Consider the following 16,010-nt stretch of genomic DNA (forward strand, 5'->3'; position numbering starts at 1 on the left):
ATCTGCCCAAAGAACAACGTAGAGTTTTCATGTCGTGAGATTCAAGTGTATCATTGCCCAATCACAGCCTTAATTTGCGAACCGTATCATTCACATCCATCACAATAACTGAGACATCAGCCACGCATAGACGACTTGATTTTTTTTCTGCCAGTTGAGTGCGATTGCCGCCGCTTCTTTTTCAGTCGGTACAGAAAGGGTCAGATCGATCAGGGGTTCGTGATTTTCAAAGACCTGACAGCGCACGGAATATTCCTCTCCTGCATTTTTCATATAATCCGCCTTTACGGAAACTTCATTTTTCAGATCATACTGTTTTGTCTGTAAAAAGTGGTCAATATCATCCTGGATTGGCTTTGAGATTTTATCCTGGAAAAGATGAATCGTCCCTTTCCCATCTTCCGTCAGATGGAAAAGAGTGCGGTTGTGAGTGGATTCTTTCAGGATGAGACCACCGTCCGCAAGTTCAGAAAGAGCCTGCTGGAGTTTGAAATAATCGGTATATCCTTTGTCCAGGACAAATTCAGAAATCTGGGAGTTGGTCAGAGGAAAATCAACTTTGTCCAGCATGTATAGAATGATGAGTTTATAAAGTGTAAATGCTTCTGCCATAGGGCTGCCTCCTTAAAATGTAGTATATTCTTTTCCCTGCCAGAGATTCTGCTCTTTTAAATAGCGCTGCATCTGATTGAGTACTAACCGTTTATTGCCGGTCCAGAGCGGTGCGATAAGAAGAGATTTTGGTCCGTCACCGGTCAGACGGTGAATGACAATATCCGGACGGAGCGAAGCGATACATTTTCCGAGCAGATGAAAATAAGAGTTCATATCTGGAATATAAAAAGGTTCCTGCCTGTAAAAATCTGCCAGATCGGTATGCTTCAGAACGTGGAGAAGCTGCAGCTTGATTCCGTCAATCGGAAGAGCGTTCAGATAATGGATGGTTGCGAGCATATCTGCTTCAGATTCTCCCGGAAGAAATAAAATTACGTGGGTGATGATCTGTACCCCAATCGCGTGAAGGGAATGGACCGCCTGCTCAAAGACGGAAAGTGGATAACCACGGCGCATCCAGTTGGCAGTGCGTTCGTGGATCGTCTGAAGTCCAAGCTCTACCCAGACCGGTTTAATGGCATTTAGTTCGGCAAGCAGTGTAAGGATTTCAGGTGAAAGGCAATCCGGACGCGTTGCGATAGATAAAATGCGTACTTCTGGATCAGAAATCGCTTCGGTAAAGATCCGGCGCAGATGACAGGCTGGTGCATAGGTGTTGGTATATGCCTGAAAATAGGCGATATAGCTGTGTCCGTTGTATTTGGGGCGGACAAGGCCTTTTCCATAGGCAAGCTGATCGGCAACAGAAAGAGAAGAAGAAGCGGCAAAATCGCCGGATCCGCCTTCGCTACAGAAGATACAACCGCGTGTGCCGCAGGTTCCGTCCCGGTTCGGACAGGAACAGCCTCCGTTTAAAGAAATCTTGTACAGTTTTTCACCGAAATTCTGTTTCAGATAGTAGTCCAGTGCATAGTAGCGCCGTTCTCCCCAGCGCTGAGGAGTTCCTTTTTTGTAAGTAAGCCCGCAGGATATTTCCTGCGGGCGATTGCTATCATAGGTTCTTGTATTCATAAGATTAAATCAGAGCTTTGACAGCTTCGCTTACGACCTGTGATACGCGAGGGTCAAAAGCTTCCGGAAGAATATTGTCCTCGTTCAGCTCTTCATCCGGAACAAGTCCAGCGATTGCTTTTGCTGTGGCAAGCTTCATCTCTTCGGTGATCTGGGGCGCACGTCCCTCTAATGCACCTTTAAAGATACCAGGGAAAGCGACAACGTTGTTGACCTGGTTTGGGAAGTCAGAACGTCCGGTTCCGACAACTTTTGCGCCTGCAGCTTTTGCAAGATCCGGCATGATCTCCGGTACCGGGTTTGCCATTGCGAAAAGGATCGCATCCTTATTCATAGAAGCAACCATTTCCTGGGAAACAATGTTCGGGGCAGATACACCGACGAAAATATCAGCACCCTTGAGTGCATCAGCAAGTGTACCGGTCTCATGGTCGAGATTGGTCACTTTGGTCATCTCTTTCTGCATCCAGTTCAGATTCGGTGAATCAGCTGAGATGATTCCATTGATATCACACATGGTGATCTTCGGGAAACCGTAGGTGAGAAGAAGCTTTGTGATTGCAACTCCGGCACTTCCGGCACCATTTACAACAATTTTACAGTCTTCTTTTTTCTTGCCGGTTACTTTCAGGGCGTTGATGATGCCTGCCAGAACGACGATGGCGGTTCCGTGCTGGTCATCGTGGAATACAGGGATATCAAGAAGTTCTTTTAAACGGCTCTCAATCTCAAAACAGCGTGGGGCAGAGATATCTTCCAGGTTGATTCCGCCAAAAGCAGGTGCAATATTGACAACTGTCTTAATAATCTCTTCTGTATCCTGAGTGTCCAGGCAGATCGGAACTGCGTTGACTCCGCCGAATTCTTTAAAGAGAACTGCTTTTCCTTCCATAACAGGCATGGCGGCTTTGGCTCCGATGTTACCAAGTCCGAGAACGGCACTACCGTCGGATACTACAGCGATTGTGTTGGCTTTCATCGTGTATTTGTAGGCTGCATCCGGGTCCTTTGCAATGACCTTGCATGGCTCGGCAACGCCTGGTGTATATGCGATTGCGAGGTCTTCACGAGAGTTTACGTGTGACTTTGCAGTAGTTTCAATTTTTCCATTCCATTTTTCATGCATTTCAAGTGCTTGCTCAATTGCTGACATTTTCATACGTCCTCCTTTGATTACAGTTTTGCTGCTCTTTTATGATAACATTCTTCTGATATGAAAGCAAATCAAAAAACTTCTTTCCATTTTGTGCAAAATGTTGTATACTTGGGTTTATCAAAAGCAGATTAGTCAGTTCAGACAAGATTTCCCAATGTTAAAAGTTTAATATTTTTTTGGATAAGAAAAGTAATTGGAATAAAGGAGGAATATAGAACATATGACGAGAGAAAAATATGAGTCCCTGCCTCTTTCTACATTAAAAGAGGTGGCAAAAACGCGCGGACTTCGCGGAATTTCAACGATGAAAAAAGCAGATCTGATCGATCTTATGCTGGAAGAAGATGACAAAGTTTCAATAAAAGAGGCGAAGGAGGAAGTAAAATCCGAAAAAGCCGGAACCGCAGATATTGAACAGCTCGACAGTGGACGTACGGTGAATGGAATTCTGGAAGTCATGGATGGATACGGATTTATCCGTTCCCAGAACTATCTGCCGGGCGAGGAAGATGTATATGTATCACCATCGCAGATCCGCAGATTCAGCCTGAAGACAGGGGATATCCTGACAGGAAATACAAGAGTAAAGACACAGTCTGAAAAATTCAGTGCGCTTCTGTATCTGACCAAGATCAATGGAATGTCTCCGGCAGAAGCAGGACGTAGAATGAACTTTGAAAATATGACACCGATTTTCCCAAATGAACGTCTCAGACTGGAAGCGGGAAAGAGCAGCACTGCAATGCGTGTTATGGATCTGATCTCTCCAATTGGTAAGGGACAGCGAGGCATGATCGTATCACCGCCGAAAGCAGGTAAGACAACCCTGTTGAAGCAGGTGGCGCTTTCTATGAGGAAGAATAATCCGGAGATCCATCTTCTGATCCTTCTGATCGATGAACGTCCGGAAGAAGTAACCGACATCAAAGAAGCCATTGAAGGGGATAATGTGGAAGTTATTTATTCGACCTTTGATGAGCTTCCGGAGCATCATAAACGTGTGTCAGAGATGGTGATCGAGCGTGCAAAACGTCTGGTTGAGCACAAAAAGGACGTTGTGATCCTTTTAGACAGCATTACCCGTCTGGCAAGAGCATACAACCTGGTTGTTCCACCGAGCGGACGAACCCTGTCCGGTGGTCTTGATCCGGCAGCACTTCATATGCCGAAACGTTTCTTTGGCGCAGCGAGAAATATGCGTGAGGGCGGAAGCCTTACTATCCTCGCAACCGCACTTGTAGATACCGGAAGCAAGATGGATGATGTCATCTACGAAGAATTTAAGGGAACCGGTAATATGGAACTGGTGCTTGACCGGAAGCTTTCTGAAAAGAGAATCTTTCCTGCAATCGATATCCCGAAATCCGGAACAAGAAGAGAGGATCTGCTTCTTACGAAAGAGGAGCAGGAAGCAGTGGATATTATGCGCCGTGCATTAAACGGAATGAAGTCAGATGAAGCGGTAGACAGCATTCTGAATATGTTTGACCGCACGAAAAATAACGTAGAATTTGTCCAAATGGTCAAAAAAACAAAGTTTATTTAGAAAATTACTTGCATTTAGAAAAAAACTATGTTATGCTAACATAGCTGTTTAAAGATATTAGCCGCGTGAAAGCGCGTAAAACGAATAAAACAAGAAGAGGTGAAAATCATGAAAGAAGGAATCCATCCAGATTACTATCAGGCAACTGTAACTTGCAACTGTGGGAATACATTTGTAACAGGTTCTACAAGCAAAGAAATCCACGTAGAAATCTGCTCTAAATGTCATCCGTTCTACACAGGACAGCAGAAAGCAACTCAGGCCAGAGGTCGTGTTGACAAGTTTAACAAGAAATACGGAATTCAGTAATAAGAGAATTCAACAGGCTGGGATTGTGAAATCTCAGCCTATTTTGTGTATACGATGAATTAAAAAGGACATAACAGAATATGAAATCTTCGAATATTGGTGGTCAGGCTGTCATCGAAGGCGTGATGATGAAGAATAAAGAACGTTATGCGGTTGCGGTGAGAAAGCCTGACGGAGAGATAGAAGTTACAACAGATACATATAAAAGTGTAGTTGGAAAATATACGGCACTTACGAAGCTACCTTTTGTCAGAGGAATCTTTAATTTTGTTGATTCTCTGGTGCTGGGGATGAAGACTTTGACCTGGTCAGCAAGCTTCTATGAGGAAGAGGAAGAAAAAGAGATGACCGAAGTCGAAGAAAAGAAGCAGGAGTGTACGGAAAAGCTTTTGATGACGCTGACGATGGTTGTATCTTTTGCACTTGCGATCGGTATTTTTATGGTACTTCCGTATTTTTTGTCAGATCTGCTGAAGAAATGGATTTCTTCCTATACAGTTCGGATTATCATAGAGGGAATCATCCGTATTGCGATTTTTGTTGCCTATGTGGGCGGAATTTCGGTAATGAACGATATTAAGCGTTTGTATCGCTATCATGGCGCGGAGCATAAGTGTATCAACTGTATTGAACATGGACTTCCACTGACTGTTGAAAATGTTAGAAAGAGCTCTAAAGAACACAAAAGATGTGGAACCAGCTTTATGCTGTTTGTCATGATCGTGGGAATCGTTCTTTTATTTTTTGTAAGGGTAGAATCTCCGCTGATGAGAGTGATTGTGAGAATTGCACTTCTTCCGGTGATTGCTGGTATTTCTTATGAGTTGATCAAATGGGCAGGAAGCAGTGAGAATCCGGTCGTGTGTATCTTAAGTAAGCCGGGACTTTGGCTGCAGGGGCTTACGACAAAGGAACCGGACGATGAGATGATCGAGGTCGGGATTGCGGCTGTAGAAGCGGTGTTTGACTGGAAAGCGTATTTGAGAGAGAATTTCGGATATAAGGAAGAGGAGTAAAAGCTGTGACCTATCAGGAAGCATATCAGAAAGCCACAGGTGAATTGAAAGCGGCGGGGATTCCGGAGCCGGAAAGTGATGCCTGGATCCTGCTGGAGCATGTGACCGGCATGACAAGGACCAGATATTATGTGGATGGTTTTGAAAGAATGCCGAAAAATGAAGAAGACCGGTTCTTTGAGCTGGTAAGCTGCAGAAAAACCCGGATTCCGGTGCAGCATCTGACCGGGGTTCAGGAATTTATGGGATATGAATTTGCAGTCAATGAACATGTACTTGTGCCAAGACAGGATACTGAGATTCTTGTAGAGGAAGCAGAAAAAAGACTGCTTCTTATGAAAAAAGAAAATCCGGTAAAAGTGCTGGATATGTGTACCGGTTCAGGCTGTATCCCAATCAGCCTGAAACTGAGAAATCCGCAGATTGTCATAGAAGGTGCAGATATTTCAGAAGAAGCTCTGAAAGTGGCTGAAAAAAATGCCAAAAAGCTGGGAGTGAGCGGTAAGTGGATCCAGACTGATATGTTTGAAAATATTACAGGAACATTTGACATGATCACATCGAATCCACCTTATATCCCGACAAAAGTGATCGAAGAGCTGGAAGCAGAGGTACGTCTTCATGACCCGTATGAGGCATTGGACGGAAAAGAGGACGGTCTTTATTTTTACCGGATCCTGGCAGAAAAGGTTCCGGAATATCTGACAGACGGCGGCTGGCTTGTGATGGAGATTGGATACGACCAGAGTGCAGATGTGGAAAAATTGCTGAAAGAGACTGGATTTGAACAGGTTTCAACGCAAAAGGATCTGGCAGGTCTTGACCGTGTGGTATGTGGCGTGTACAATAGGCATAGCAAATAACAGGAGGAAAAGAAATGTTTGATAAATTAGAAGATCTGCTCATTCGTTATGAGGAGATTATGGGTGAGCTTCAGGAACCGGACGTGGTGAATGACCAGTTACGTTTCCGCAAGCTGATGAAAGAACAGAATGATCTGACCCCGATTGTTGAGGCATATAAAGAATATAAAAATTGTAAACAGAACATTGAAGACAGTCTTTCTCTTCTGGAGGAAGAATCCGATGAAGAGATGAAAGAGCTGGCAAAAGAAGAACTCAGTGAGTCTAAGAAGAGAGTCGAAGAGCTGGAACAGGAGCTCAAGATCCTTCTTCTTCCAAAAGACCCGAACGATGACAAGAACGTTATCGTGGAGATCCGTGCAGGCGCAGGTGGAGATGAAGCTGCCCTTTTTGCGGCTGAGATCTACCGTATGTATGTACATTATGCAGACAGCAGACGCTGGAAGACAGAGATGATCTCCCTCAATGAAAACGGAATCGGCGGATTCAAGGAAGTTGTATTTATGATCACAGGACAGGGAGCATATTCCCGTATGAAGTATGAAAGTGGTGTACATCGTGTACAGCGTGTGCCGGAGACAGAAAGCGGCGGACGTATCCATACTTCAACCATTACCGTAGCAGTGATGCCGGAAGCAGAAGAAGTTGACGTTGTGATCGATGAAAAAGATATTCGTATCGATGTTATGCGTGCATCTGGTAACGGTGGCCAGTGTGTCAATACCACAGACTCTGCTGTACGATTGACTCATTATCCGACAGGAATCGTGATCTACAGCCAGACTGAAAAATCACAGCTGCAGAACAAGGAAAAGGCCTTTCGTCTTCTGCGTTCCAAGTTATATGAACTGGAACTGGAGAAGCAGCATTCTGCAGAGGCTGAGGCAAGAAGAAGCCAGATCGGTACCGGAGACCGTTCTGAGAAGATCCGTACTTACAACTTCCCACAGGGACGTGTGACCGATCATAGAATCAAGCTTACGCTTCATAAGCTGGACAGCATTATGAACGGAGATCTGGATGAAGTCATTGACAGCCTGATCGCAGCAGACCAGGCAGCAAAGCTGGCATCGATGAATGAGGCAGTATAATAGAAGCAGGCAAAAGTGTATAAAGACAGGAAAGCCTGTGAGTATGTTCTTCGAATTATTATGGATGATGAAGAACTCACAGTTATTGACAACGAAGTGCAGATGGATTTCAAGAACATGCCCGATCGCCCATATTGATCGGACAATAAAAGCAAATATTGAAACCGTCAGAGGATGGCTTGCAGGACGCACTCCTGCTAAAAAATAGTAATAGGATACCCTCATACAGGTCAAGAAAACAGAAATGTCCCGTATGGGGGATTTTTATATACCGAAAAACAAAACAGAGGCGTTGAATGAACATACAACAATTAACTTACATTGTAGAAATCGCAAATTGCAAAAGTATTTCCCGCGCAGCAGAGTACCTTTTCGTCTCGCAGCCCGCTCTGTCCCAGCAGATCCGGAATCTGGAAAAGGAATTGGGATACCGCGTATTTCACAGGACAAGCAAAGGACTGGAACTTACCGAAAAAGGGAATGTTTTTTACCAAAAAGCGCAAGAAATGCTAAAAGACTGGAATCGTTTTAAAGAAGAAGTGATTTCGGGAACAGAACATAAAAAATTAAAAATCGGACTTGGTGCCAGAGTCTATTCCAACAGACTGTTTCCGAAGATTGCCAGATATTTTGAAAGGCATCCAGAGCTCGAGGTGACATTTTATACGGAGGCTGGGCTGGATGCATATGCGGCAATCAAGGAAGGTTCCCTTGATATGGCACTGGACCGGATGCCGGAAAATGAAATCGGCATGGAGAAATGTGTCTGTTTTGCAAAAGAACTGATCCGTGAGAAGCAGTGTATACTGACGGCACCGGATCATCCGCTCGTGCGGAAGAAAAATGCTTCAATCATGGATTGCAGGGAATATACTATGCTTACAGGACTGGAGCATTCGGTGGAAGACCGTCTCCTCAGAAAGACATATGGTGAACAGAATATCGCATGGAAGAGAGTCATCCGCTCAGACAGCATCGATACGGTGATGAAGATGGTGAAAAGTGGAAGCGGAATCGCGATCGGACCAAAGTCCTTTGCAGAATACTATGGGGTTGCGGCGGTGCCACTGGTTCCAGCCAGGCAGGACAGTCTTTATTTTGCCTGCCTGAAATCAAAGAAAAAAGAGCCGGAAATCCGGGAATTTCAGAGGTATCTGACTACTCTGGTTTCCAGTGTTTGTCCAGATTAAATCCGCGTCCCTGAACTTCCTGTACCTGGGAAACGATGATAAAGCTTTCCGGATCGATCTGATGAACATTTTTTTCAAGTTGGACGAGTTCACGGTTGGAGATGACGGTGAGTACCATATTCAGCTGCTGGTTCAGATAGCCACCCTGAACTGGAATGATGGTTGCACCGCGGTCAATCTGGGTAAGTACAAAATTACGGATTTCATCTGAATGTTTGCTGATGATCTGAACAGCAATCCTTGAAGTTCCGCTGACGATCAGCTTGTTCATGACAAGGGTGTAAATGATCACATACAAAATCGCATATAGTACCTTGTCAACTGGCTGATAAAGTGCCTGCCCCAGGATGACAAAGAAGTCAATGATGTACAATCCGGCTGAAACAGGAAAACGGAAATATTTATTTAAAATCAGTGGCGGAACGTCTACGCCACCGGTAGAAGCACCGGTACGGATGATCATTCCAAGGGAGATTCCGATTCCAATGCCAGCAAAGAGTGTGCATAGGATCAGATTGTCTGTCAGAATATAATCTCCAAGGATCTGATTGAAGAATTCCAGTGCGATCGGATACATAAAAGAGCTTAAAATTGCAGATAATGTATATTTTTTCCCGAGGAAAATATAGGCAAGCACCAGCATGATAATGTTGAAAGCGAGCACCAGAGAGGAAAGAGGGATCCCGGTTATGCGCTGCAGGATCAGCCCGATTCCGGTCGTGCCACCGGCAACAAGGTCAGCCGGAAGAAGAAAGACTCTGGCTGAAAAAGCGTTGAGTATATTTCCCAGGCAGATGATGAGAACAGAAGAAATCTGTTCTTTTCTTTTTGTAGTAAGTTTCATTGGTCAGTACCTCCATAAGTCGATACTTCTAATTTAGGAGAAATGGGAAGAAATGGGAAATACATTCTATGAATAGTGATATAAGAAAAACTTATATCATGTATAACGCTGTGTGGTTGAAAAAGTAACAGGATATGCTAAAATTGACATAAATGAGAGAACATGAGGAGGTACAAAAGATGGGACATATTGTACAGCGTCTGGTTCGGAATGCTATCATGCAGGCGGTGAATCAGGTGATCCAGAAGAAGACACAGCAGGAAGCTGCGAAATTTGGAAATGAATGGAAGGGCAGTTTTCATTGTCTGGTATCCGGGTATTACAGCGGCATGACCGTTAAATATCTGATGCTTCCATTTGCAGTTTTCTGCATTCTGTGCGCAATAGGAAGCGGGATTGCCGGCGGGCTGACTTACAGTATCTGGTTCCTTGTGATCGCAGTGGTGTGCCTGGTTACGCGCAGCTATGGAATGAAAATGATGCGTGTGATCATTTACTGGGACAATGGTATGGCATTCTATGACAAGGATGGCAATGAACTCGTACAGCTGCCACGGACAGCCATCGAGCAGATGACGGTAAAAAATGGTAAGATCACCATCCCATGGGAAGGTAAAGAGTATAAGATTATCAGAAATCCATTCGATAACGAAAAAGAAGTACGGGAAATGCTTAATTTTTATTCGCCAGAAAATTCCAAATGGATTGCCCGGTAAATAAAAGACAGATAATGATAACAAAAGAAGGAAGCTCTGATTACACAGATCATCGAGGCAATGCGCACTTTCCGAACATAAGGCAGGAGGTTTATGACATGAATTTTCAGATCACAGAATATTGCCATCACATTTTAGAAGAGTATATAGAAGAAGGGGATATCTGCATTGATGCCACCGCCGGAAACGGCGGTGACACGGAGTTTTTGTGCCAGAAAGTCGGAGAGACCGGAAATGTCTATGCTTTTGATGTGCAAGAGATGGCGATTGCTCACACCAGAGAACGCCTCGAAAAAGCGAACCTGTCGACAAGAGCTAAGCTGATCCAGGACGGTCACGAAAAAATGCAGACCTATGTAAAAGAAGAAGCCAAGGTCATCATCTTCAATTTCGGCTACCTCCCCGGCGGCGACCACAAAATCGCAACCCGCGCAGCCACCAGCCTCACCGCCATTGAGTCAGCCCTTAACCTGCTCAAAAAAGGCGGCATCATAAACCTCTGCATCTACAGCGGCGGTGACACCGGCTACGAAGAAAAAGAAGCCATTTTGAATTATCTCAAAACATTAGACTCCAAAAAATGGCTCGTAATCGTAAATTCCTATTTTAACCGTAAAAATGATCCTCCACTTCCTGTATTCATCTATAGACTGAAATAGTTTTTATTTCAGAAAACAGTAGTGGAGCAACTGGATCAACAAAGCCGTTTTGCGTTTTTACGGTTCTTATGTTTGGCAAAAAACTTCGTACTGGGGCAACAGTCACAACCAGTAAAGTAGATCTGCCAGGTACCCAAATAGAACATGCCAGATTCCATCCGAGGCAATGGAGATGAAACTCAGGCAATTATGGAAGCCATTGCTGACATAATTGCCGCTTTCAGAGGTTCATCGGAATGGTTTGCCGAGTGGAATCTGGCATGTTCTATTTGGGTACCTGGCCCACTAACTTTACAAGTAACACAAAAAAATACAAGAAAACCGCAAAAATCCACTCAAAATGTGGTATACTAACAGACAGTACCGCAAAAAAGCGGAAAATGGAAGGATTTTTTATGGCAGAAGCAAAATTTAAAAGACCAGAACTGACAGACCGGGATCTTATTGATTTTTATTTCAAAAAGTACCCAAGCAGAAGCTGCGACCGTACTTTTGCAAATGTATATCTGTGGGCAAGGTTTTACGAAGTAGAATTTGCACAATATAATAACGTTCTCCTGTTCCGGGACAACAGTGCAGGTTACGGCTATGCATTTCCGGCAGGTGAAGATGAAGATGTAAAAGCAGCGATTGAAGATATCATGAAGTGGGAGAAAGAAAAAGACGTTCCATTCTGTCTGTATGGGGTGACAAAAGAGAATTTTGCCAAGCTTGAAACATGGTTTCCAGGCAAATTCGACATCACCTATCACAGAGATGAGGCGGATTATGTCTATGAAAGTGAGAAACTTGCAACACTTTCCGGCAAAAAGCTGCACGGCAAGCGGAATCACGTCAATAAATTTAAAGCACTTCACGGAGATAACTGGAGTTACGAAACGATTACAGAGGATAATCTGGAAGAGTGTTTTCAGATGGCACTGAAATGGCGGAATCTGAATGGCTGTGAAGATGATGAAGAGAAGAATTCCGAGATGTGTGTAACACTCAATTCACTGCGCCTTTACAAAGAACTGAACCTGATCGGAGGTCTGCTCAGAGTTGGTGATGAGATTGTTGCATTTACGATTGGAGAAGCGGTAAATGACGATACCTTTGTGGTTCATATCGAAAAAGCTTATGCGGATATTGAAGGTGCGTATACCATGATCAACCAGCAGTTCGTAGAGCATGAAGTTGCCGGAAAATACAAATATACCAACCGGGAAGATGATGTTGGAGAAGAAGGATTAAGAAAGGCCAAGCTTTCCTACAAACCGGTATTTATGGTAGAAAAAGGTGTTGTGACATTAAAAGAAGACAGCGAAAAGGAGTGTGCAAAAGATGATATCTAAGAAGATGGAAAATATGGTGGCAAACAGCTCGGCGATCCGCGCCATGTTTGAAGAGGGAAATCGTCTTGCAAAAATTTACGGACCGGAAAATGTATTTGATTTCAGTCTCGGTAATCCAAATGTACCGGCACCGAAAACCGTAAAGCAGGCGATTCTTGATATTTTGGATGAAGAAGATGAACTGGTGCTTCATGGATATACTAACAGCAATGCAGGATATGAAGATGTTCGCCAGGCTGTAGCTGAATCTCTGAATGAGCGATTTGGTACTGCATTTGCAGCAAAAAATATTACGATGACAGTTGGCGCAGCAGGCGGACTGAATGTTATTTTAAAAGCACTGTTAAATCCGGGAGATGAAGTGATCACATTTGCACCGTACTTTGGAGAGTACAGAAGTTATGTCAATAATTTTGACGGTGTTCTGGTTGAAATCTCACCGAATACCGTAGATTTTCAGCCAAAGCTGGATGAATTTGAGGCAAAGATCACACCGAAGACAAAAGCAGTGATCGTTAATACACCGAATAATCCGACCGGTGTTGTCTATTCCGAAGAGACGATCAGGAAGATGGCAGAGATCATGGAGAAGAAGCAGAACGAATACGGAACAGAGATTTATCTTATCTCTGATGAGCCATACCGTGAGCTTGCTTATGATGGTGTGGATGTACCGTATCTGACCAGGTATTATGCCAATACGATCGTAGGATATTCTTATAGTAAATCTCTTTCCCTGCCAGGAGAGCGAATCGGATATCTGGTGATTCCGGATGATGTAAAAGATTCAGAGACACTCATTGCAGCAGCAAATGTTGCAAACCGTATTCTTGGATTTGTCAATGCGCCAACCCTGCAGCAGAAGGTAGTTGCAAGATGTCTGCATGAGAAAACCGATATTTCATACTATAACAGAAACAGGGAAACTCTTTACCAGGGACTCATAGAATGTGGATTTGAATGTGTCAAACCGCAGGGTGCATTTTACCTGTTCATGAAGACTCCGATCAAGGATGAAAAGACATTTTGCCAGGAAGCAAAAAAATATAATCTGCTTCTGGTACCGGGAAGTTCTTTTGGATGTGCAGGATATGTCAGAATTGCATATTGTGTAGCTTATGAGACAATCGTAAATGCACTGCCGAAATTCAAAGAGCTTGCAAAAGAATATCAGCTAGGATAAGACAAAAGCAAAAGATGTGACAGAAAGGTGAGAAAGCAAGATGAGAGAATTTGAGAAAAATATCCGAAAAGTAGAACCTTATGTTCCGGGTGAACAGCCACAGAAAAAAGTGATCAAACTGAATACCAATGAGAATCCGTACCCACCTGCACCGGGAGTTCTTGCGGCAATGAAAAAGCTGGAGGGTCATGTGGAAAGTTTAAGGCTGTATCCGGATCCGACATCTGATGCACTGGTCAGTGCACTGGCGGACTTTTATCATGTTGGAAAAGATCAGGTTTTTGTGGGAGTGGGATCTGACGATGTTCTCTCTATGTGTTTTCTTACCTTCTTTAACTCGGAAAAACCGGTTTTCTTTCCGGATATTACATATTCCTTTTACAAAGTATGGGCGGATCTTTACCGGATTCCATACGAATGCAAGAAGGTAGATGAAAACTTCCATATCATAAAAGAAGATTATTATCCGGAAAATGGTGGTGTGATCTTCCCGAATCCAAATGCACCGACATCCATCTATGAAGATCTGGAATTTGTGGAAGATATCATCAGACACAACCAGGATGTTATTGTGATTGTGGATGAGGCATATATTGATTTCGCAGGAGAGTCAGCACTTTCGCTTCTGGACAAATATGACAACCTGATCATTACGCAGACATTTTCAAAGGCAAGATCAATGGCTGGAATGCGTATTGGATATGCAATCGCAAGTCCGCTCCTGATCAAGTATTTAAACGATGCAAAATATTCGTTCAATTCTTATACTATGAACAAAACTTCTCTGGTATACGGAGCAGAAGCGGTAAAAGATAAAGAATATTTTGCTGAGACAACACGTAAAATTGTGGAGACAAGAGACTGGGCAGAAGAAGAATTCAAAAAGCTCGGCTTTGTATTCCCAAAACCAAGCGCAAACTTCATCTTTGTATCACATCCGGAATACGATGCAAAAGAACTCTTTGAAGCAATGAAAGCAAAAGGAATCTATGTGCGTTTCTGGGGAAGCGAGCGGATTGAGCAATATCTGCGTGTGACGATTGGTACGAGAGAAGAGATGGAAGCACTCTTTGCCTTCCTCCGTGAATATATGATGTAAGTGTTAAAAACATAAATTGCGTTTGTGCTTACACAAATAAGCAATTTATGCTTATTGACACGTCAAACACCGATTTAATAAGTAAAAAATAGGAGATTTGTATGACTGAAACTTTAGTACAGTGGTTTGTAACCCATCTGGGTGGCAAGGCTGCCAAAGAACTGATTATCTTTATTATTTCAATGATTCCGATTCTGGAGCTCAGGGGAGGAATCCTTGCGGCAGGTCCGGCGTTTTTAAATATCCCGACCTGGCGTGCAATCCCGATCTGTCTGGTGGGGAACCTGATCCCAATTCCGTTTATCCTGCTTCTGATCCGTCCGATTTTTGCATGGCTGCGCAAGACGCGCCTTTTCCGTCCGCTTGTAGAAAAGCTGGAGAAAAAAGCGATGAGCAAAAGTGATCGGATCAGCAGATATGAATTCTGGGGGCTGGTACTCTTCGTAGGAATCCCGCTTCCGGGAACCGGAGCCTGGACCGGAGCTCTTGTCGCATCCCTCCTTGGCATCGACTGGAAAAAAGCTTTCGGAGCAATCGTAGTCGGCGTATGCATGGCATCGGTGATCATGTATATCCTGTCTTACGTTGTGATCGGAGGGATTTTTGGATAAAAATGTGAAAGTTTTCTCTTTGAGAGGATACAGAATGGCTGTATGTGAGAGCATATGGTCATTTTGTGTATACGATGATCCAAGTGCAGATTTGTGCTTGCACAAGGATCTGTATTTGGCGAATGTACATCATCGAGCTGTTAAGCGAGATGGTGTACAAAGTATACGTATCGAGCAGGAGTCAGCCTGCTCGATTTGAATGATATAGGTTGAGTGAGCGCCAGCCACAAAAGGAATCGTTCGGATTCAAGTTGCGCTAACCATTCCGATGAGCCTCTTAGGGCGGGAAGCATGTTCAGCAAAGGCTTCCATGCTTCCTGAGTCTCATCTCCATAGCGCAAAATAGAATCCGAACGATTCCTTTTGTGACTGGCGCTCTTTGAACTTTATCGAATAAAATATGGCGATATTGGTGAGATAACAGCAATTCAGAACGGAGCAGAAGAAAACTTTGAGAAGGGATGAGAACCGTGTTGCTGAGTTGAAAATATTCAATTGTCGGGCAGTTACTGGGAATTATACATTACTTCTGTAAAATATCCAACATTGAACCAGAGTTGAAAGGTAGAATAAAACAACAGGAACGAATATGTCCTCGTTCATTCAATTTGCTGCAATCAGCCTAAAACCAGGCTGCCATAGGAATACACTGAAAACAGGCAGTCGAGCCAAAAGAAATGGTGCTAATTCATTTTTTGTGCAATGGAGATGAGACTCAAAAATTGTGGAAGCCTTTGCTGACACAATTTTCGCTTCAAGAGGCTCAT

At 43.7% G+C, this 16,010-nt stretch carries 18 protein-coding genes; 14 read left to right on the top strand and 4 right to left on the bottom strand.

Annotated features, from left to right (window positions below; all coding sequences use genetic code 11):
* Positions 1 to 99: 99 nt before the first annotated feature.
* From PGY05_RS13715 to PGY05_RS13725, 3 genes are read right to left on the bottom strand one after another with little or no spacing between them, the layout of a single operon-like run.
* A complete protein-coding gene (locus tag PGY05_RS13715) occupies positions 100 to 612 on the bottom strand; it encodes a DUF4364 family protein (RefSeq protein WP_117558920.1) in 513 nt (170 codons plus the stop codon).
* 12 nt (positions 613 to 624) lie between these two features.
* Entirely contained in the window at positions 625 to 1,626 is a 1,002-nt protein-coding gene (locus tag PGY05_RS13720; RefSeq protein WP_008369561.1) for a TIGR01212 family radical SAM protein, read from the bottom strand.
* A 4-nt stretch (positions 1,627 to 1,630) separates the two neighbouring features.
* Positions 1,631 to 2,779, bottom strand: coding sequence for an NAD(P)-dependent malic enzyme (locus tag PGY05_RS13725; RefSeq protein ID WP_022220405.1), 1,149 nt, complete (start codon positions 2,777 to 2,779; stop codon positions 1,631 to 1,633).
* A gap of 223 nt (positions 2,780 to 3,002) precedes the next feature.
* Here PGY05_RS13725 and rho point away from each other — a divergent pair, with 223 nt between their 5' ends.
* The 7 genes from rho (at position 3,003) to PGY05_RS13760 (ending at position 8,797) form a co-directional block, all read left to right on the top strand.
* Complete coding sequence (rho, locus tag PGY05_RS13730; RefSeq protein ID WP_008369555.1) at positions 3,003 to 4,328, top strand: transcription termination factor Rho; 1,326 nt, start codon at positions 3,003 to 3,005, stop codon at positions 4,326 to 4,328.
* Between the two features lie 108 nt (positions 4,329 to 4,436).
* Positions 4,437 to 4,637, top strand: a complete 201-nt coding sequence (gene rpmE / locus PGY05_RS13735; RefSeq protein WP_008369554.1) for a 50S ribosomal protein L31 — start codon at positions 4,437 to 4,439, stop codon at positions 4,635 to 4,637.
* A gap of 80 nt (positions 4,638 to 4,717) precedes the next feature.
* On the top strand, positions 4,718 to 5,653 hold the full coding sequence (locus PGY05_RS13740) for a DUF1385 domain-containing protein (RefSeq protein WP_270476138.1): 936 nt from the start codon (positions 4,718 to 4,720) through the stop codon (positions 5,651 to 5,653).
* A 5-nt stretch (positions 5,654 to 5,658) separates the two neighbouring features.
* Entirely contained in the window at positions 5,659 to 6,516 is an 858-nt protein-coding gene (gene prmC, locus PGY05_RS13745; RefSeq protein ID WP_117834252.1) for a peptide chain release factor N(5)-glutamine methyltransferase, read from the top strand.
* 14 nt (positions 6,517 to 6,530) lie between these two features.
* The gene (gene prfA / locus PGY05_RS13750) at positions 6,531 to 7,607 is read left to right on the top strand and encodes a peptide chain release factor 1 (protein ID WP_270476139.1); all 1,077 of its coding nucleotides are present in this window, start codon (positions 6,531 to 6,533) and stop codon (positions 7,605 to 7,607) included.
* Between the two features lie 43 nt (positions 7,608 to 7,650).
* On the top strand, positions 7,651 to 7,815 hold the full coding sequence (locus PGY05_RS13755) for a hypothetical protein (RefSeq protein ID WP_156330653.1): 165 nt from the start codon (positions 7,651 to 7,653) through the stop codon (positions 7,813 to 7,815).
* Positions 7,816 to 7,903: 88 nt separating this feature from the next.
* Positions 7,904 to 8,797, top strand: coding sequence for a LysR family transcriptional regulator (locus PGY05_RS13760; RefSeq protein WP_270476140.1), 894 nt, complete (start codon positions 7,904 to 7,906; stop codon positions 8,795 to 8,797).
* Here the strand turns inward: PGY05_RS13760 and PGY05_RS13765 are convergent.
* The gene (locus PGY05_RS13765) at positions 8,766 to 9,641 is read right to left on the bottom strand and encodes a YitT family protein (RefSeq protein WP_195412647.1); all 876 of its coding nucleotides are present in this window, start codon (positions 9,639 to 9,641) and stop codon (positions 8,766 to 8,768) included. The two genes, PGY05_RS13760 and PGY05_RS13765, sit on opposite strands and share 32 nt — an antisense overlap.
* A 179-nt stretch (positions 9,642 to 9,820) precedes the next feature.
* On the opposite strand from PGY05_RS13765, the gene PGY05_RS13770 reads away from it, so the two are divergent.
* From PGY05_RS13770 to PGY05_RS13800, 7 genes are all read left to right on the top strand, one after another.
* Complete coding sequence (locus PGY05_RS13770) at positions 9,821 to 10,357, top strand: hypothetical protein (RefSeq protein WP_173687117.1); 537 nt, start codon at positions 9,821 to 9,823, stop codon at positions 10,355 to 10,357.
* A 98-nt stretch (positions 10,358 to 10,455) separates the two neighbouring features.
* Positions 10,456 to 11,016: a tRNA (mnm(5)s(2)U34)-methyltransferase gene (locus tag PGY05_RS13775; protein WP_008369545.1), complete on the top strand. Its 561-nt coding sequence runs from the start codon at positions 10,456 to 10,458 to the stop codon at positions 11,014 to 11,016.
* A 189-nt stretch (positions 11,017 to 11,205) separates the two neighbouring features.
* Positions 11,206 to 11,370 carry a hypothetical protein gene (locus tag PGY05_RS13780; protein ID WP_270476141.1) on the top strand — a complete coding sequence of 55 codons (165 nt, stop codon included), beginning with the start codon at positions 11,206 to 11,208 and terminating at the stop codon, positions 11,368 to 11,370.
* Positions 11,371 to 11,411: 41 nt separating this feature from the next.
* A complete protein-coding gene (locus tag PGY05_RS13785) occupies positions 11,412 to 12,350 on the top strand; it encodes a DUF2156 domain-containing protein (RefSeq protein WP_270476142.1) in 939 nt (312 codons plus the stop codon).
* On the top strand, positions 12,340 to 13,533 hold the full coding sequence (locus PGY05_RS13790; RefSeq protein WP_270476144.1) for a pyridoxal phosphate-dependent aminotransferase: 1,194 nt from the start codon (positions 12,340 to 12,342) through the stop codon (positions 13,531 to 13,533). The genes PGY05_RS13785 and PGY05_RS13790 overlap by 11 nt, the downstream gene beginning before the upstream one ends.
* A 40-nt stretch (positions 13,534 to 13,573) precedes the next feature.
* Positions 13,574 to 14,632, top strand: coding sequence for a histidinol-phosphate transaminase (gene hisC / locus PGY05_RS13795; protein WP_195254740.1), 1,059 nt, complete (start codon positions 13,574 to 13,576; stop codon positions 14,630 to 14,632).
* A 101-nt stretch (positions 14,633 to 14,733) separates the two neighbouring features.
* A complete protein-coding gene (locus PGY05_RS13800; protein ID WP_022220948.1) occupies positions 14,734 to 15,243 on the top strand; it encodes a COG2426 family protein in 510 nt (169 codons plus the stop codon).
* Positions 15,244 to 16,010 lie beyond the last annotated feature (767 nt).

It is taken from the genome of Coprococcus sp. AF51-11b1, from assembly GCF_027682785.1.
GTDB classification, from domain to species: Bacteria; Bacillota; Clostridia; order Lachnospirales; family Lachnospiraceae; genus Allocoprococcus; species Allocoprococcus comes.

Coding starts and splice junctions, on each gene's coding strand:
- PGY05_RS13715 (WP_117558920.1), bottom strand. CDS start 612: ATGGCAGAAGCATTTACACTTTATAAACTCATCATTCTATACATGCTG.
- PGY05_RS13720 (WP_008369561.1), bottom strand. CDS start 1,626: ATGAATACAAGAACCTATGATAGCAATCGCCCGCAGGAAATATCCTGC.
- PGY05_RS13725 (WP_022220405.1), bottom strand. CDS start 2,779: ATGTCAGCAATTGAGCAAGCACTTGAAATGCATGAAAAATGGAATGGA.
- rho (WP_008369555.1), top strand. CDS start 3,003: ATGACGAGAGAAAAATATGAGTCCCTGCCTCTTTCTACATTAAAAGAG.
- rpmE (WP_008369554.1), top strand. CDS start 4,437: ATGAAAGAAGGAATCCATCCAGATTACTATCAGGCAACTGTAACTTGC.
- PGY05_RS13740 (WP_270476138.1), top strand. CDS start 4,718: ATGAAATCTTCGAATATTGGTGGTCAGGCTGTCATCGAAGGCGTGATG.
- prfA (WP_270476139.1), top strand. CDS start 6,531: ATGTTTGATAAATTAGAAGATCTGCTCATTCGTTATGAGGAGATTATG.
- PGY05_RS13755 (WP_156330653.1), top strand. CDS start 7,651: ATGTTCTTCGAATTATTATGGATGATGAAGAACTCACAGTTATTGACA.
- PGY05_RS13760 (WP_270476140.1), top strand. CDS start 7,904: ATGAACATACAACAATTAACTTACATTGTAGAAATCGCAAATTGCAAA.
- PGY05_RS13765 (WP_195412647.1), bottom strand. CDS start 9,641: ATGAAACTTACTACAAAAAGAAAAGAACAGATTTCTTCTGTTCTCATC.
- PGY05_RS13770 (WP_173687117.1), top strand. CDS start 9,821: ATGGGACATATTGTACAGCGTCTGGTTCGGAATGCTATCATGCAGGCG.
- PGY05_RS13775 (WP_008369545.1), top strand. CDS start 10,456: ATGAATTTTCAGATCACAGAATATTGCCATCACATTTTAGAAGAGTAT.
- PGY05_RS13780 (WP_270476141.1), top strand. CDS start 11,206: ATGGAAGCCATTGCTGACATAATTGCCGCTTTCAGAGGTTCATCGGAA.
- PGY05_RS13785 (WP_270476142.1), top strand. CDS start 11,412: ATGGCAGAAGCAAAATTTAAAAGACCAGAACTGACAGACCGGGATCTT.
- PGY05_RS13790 (WP_270476144.1), top strand. CDS start 12,340: ATGATATCTAAGAAGATGGAAAATATGGTGGCAAACAGCTCGGCGATC.
- hisC (WP_195254740.1), top strand. CDS start 13,574: ATGAGAGAATTTGAGAAAAATATCCGAAAAGTAGAACCTTATGTTCCG.
- PGY05_RS13800 (WP_022220948.1), top strand. CDS start 14,734: ATGACTGAAACTTTAGTACAGTGGTTTGTAACCCATCTGGGTGGCAAG.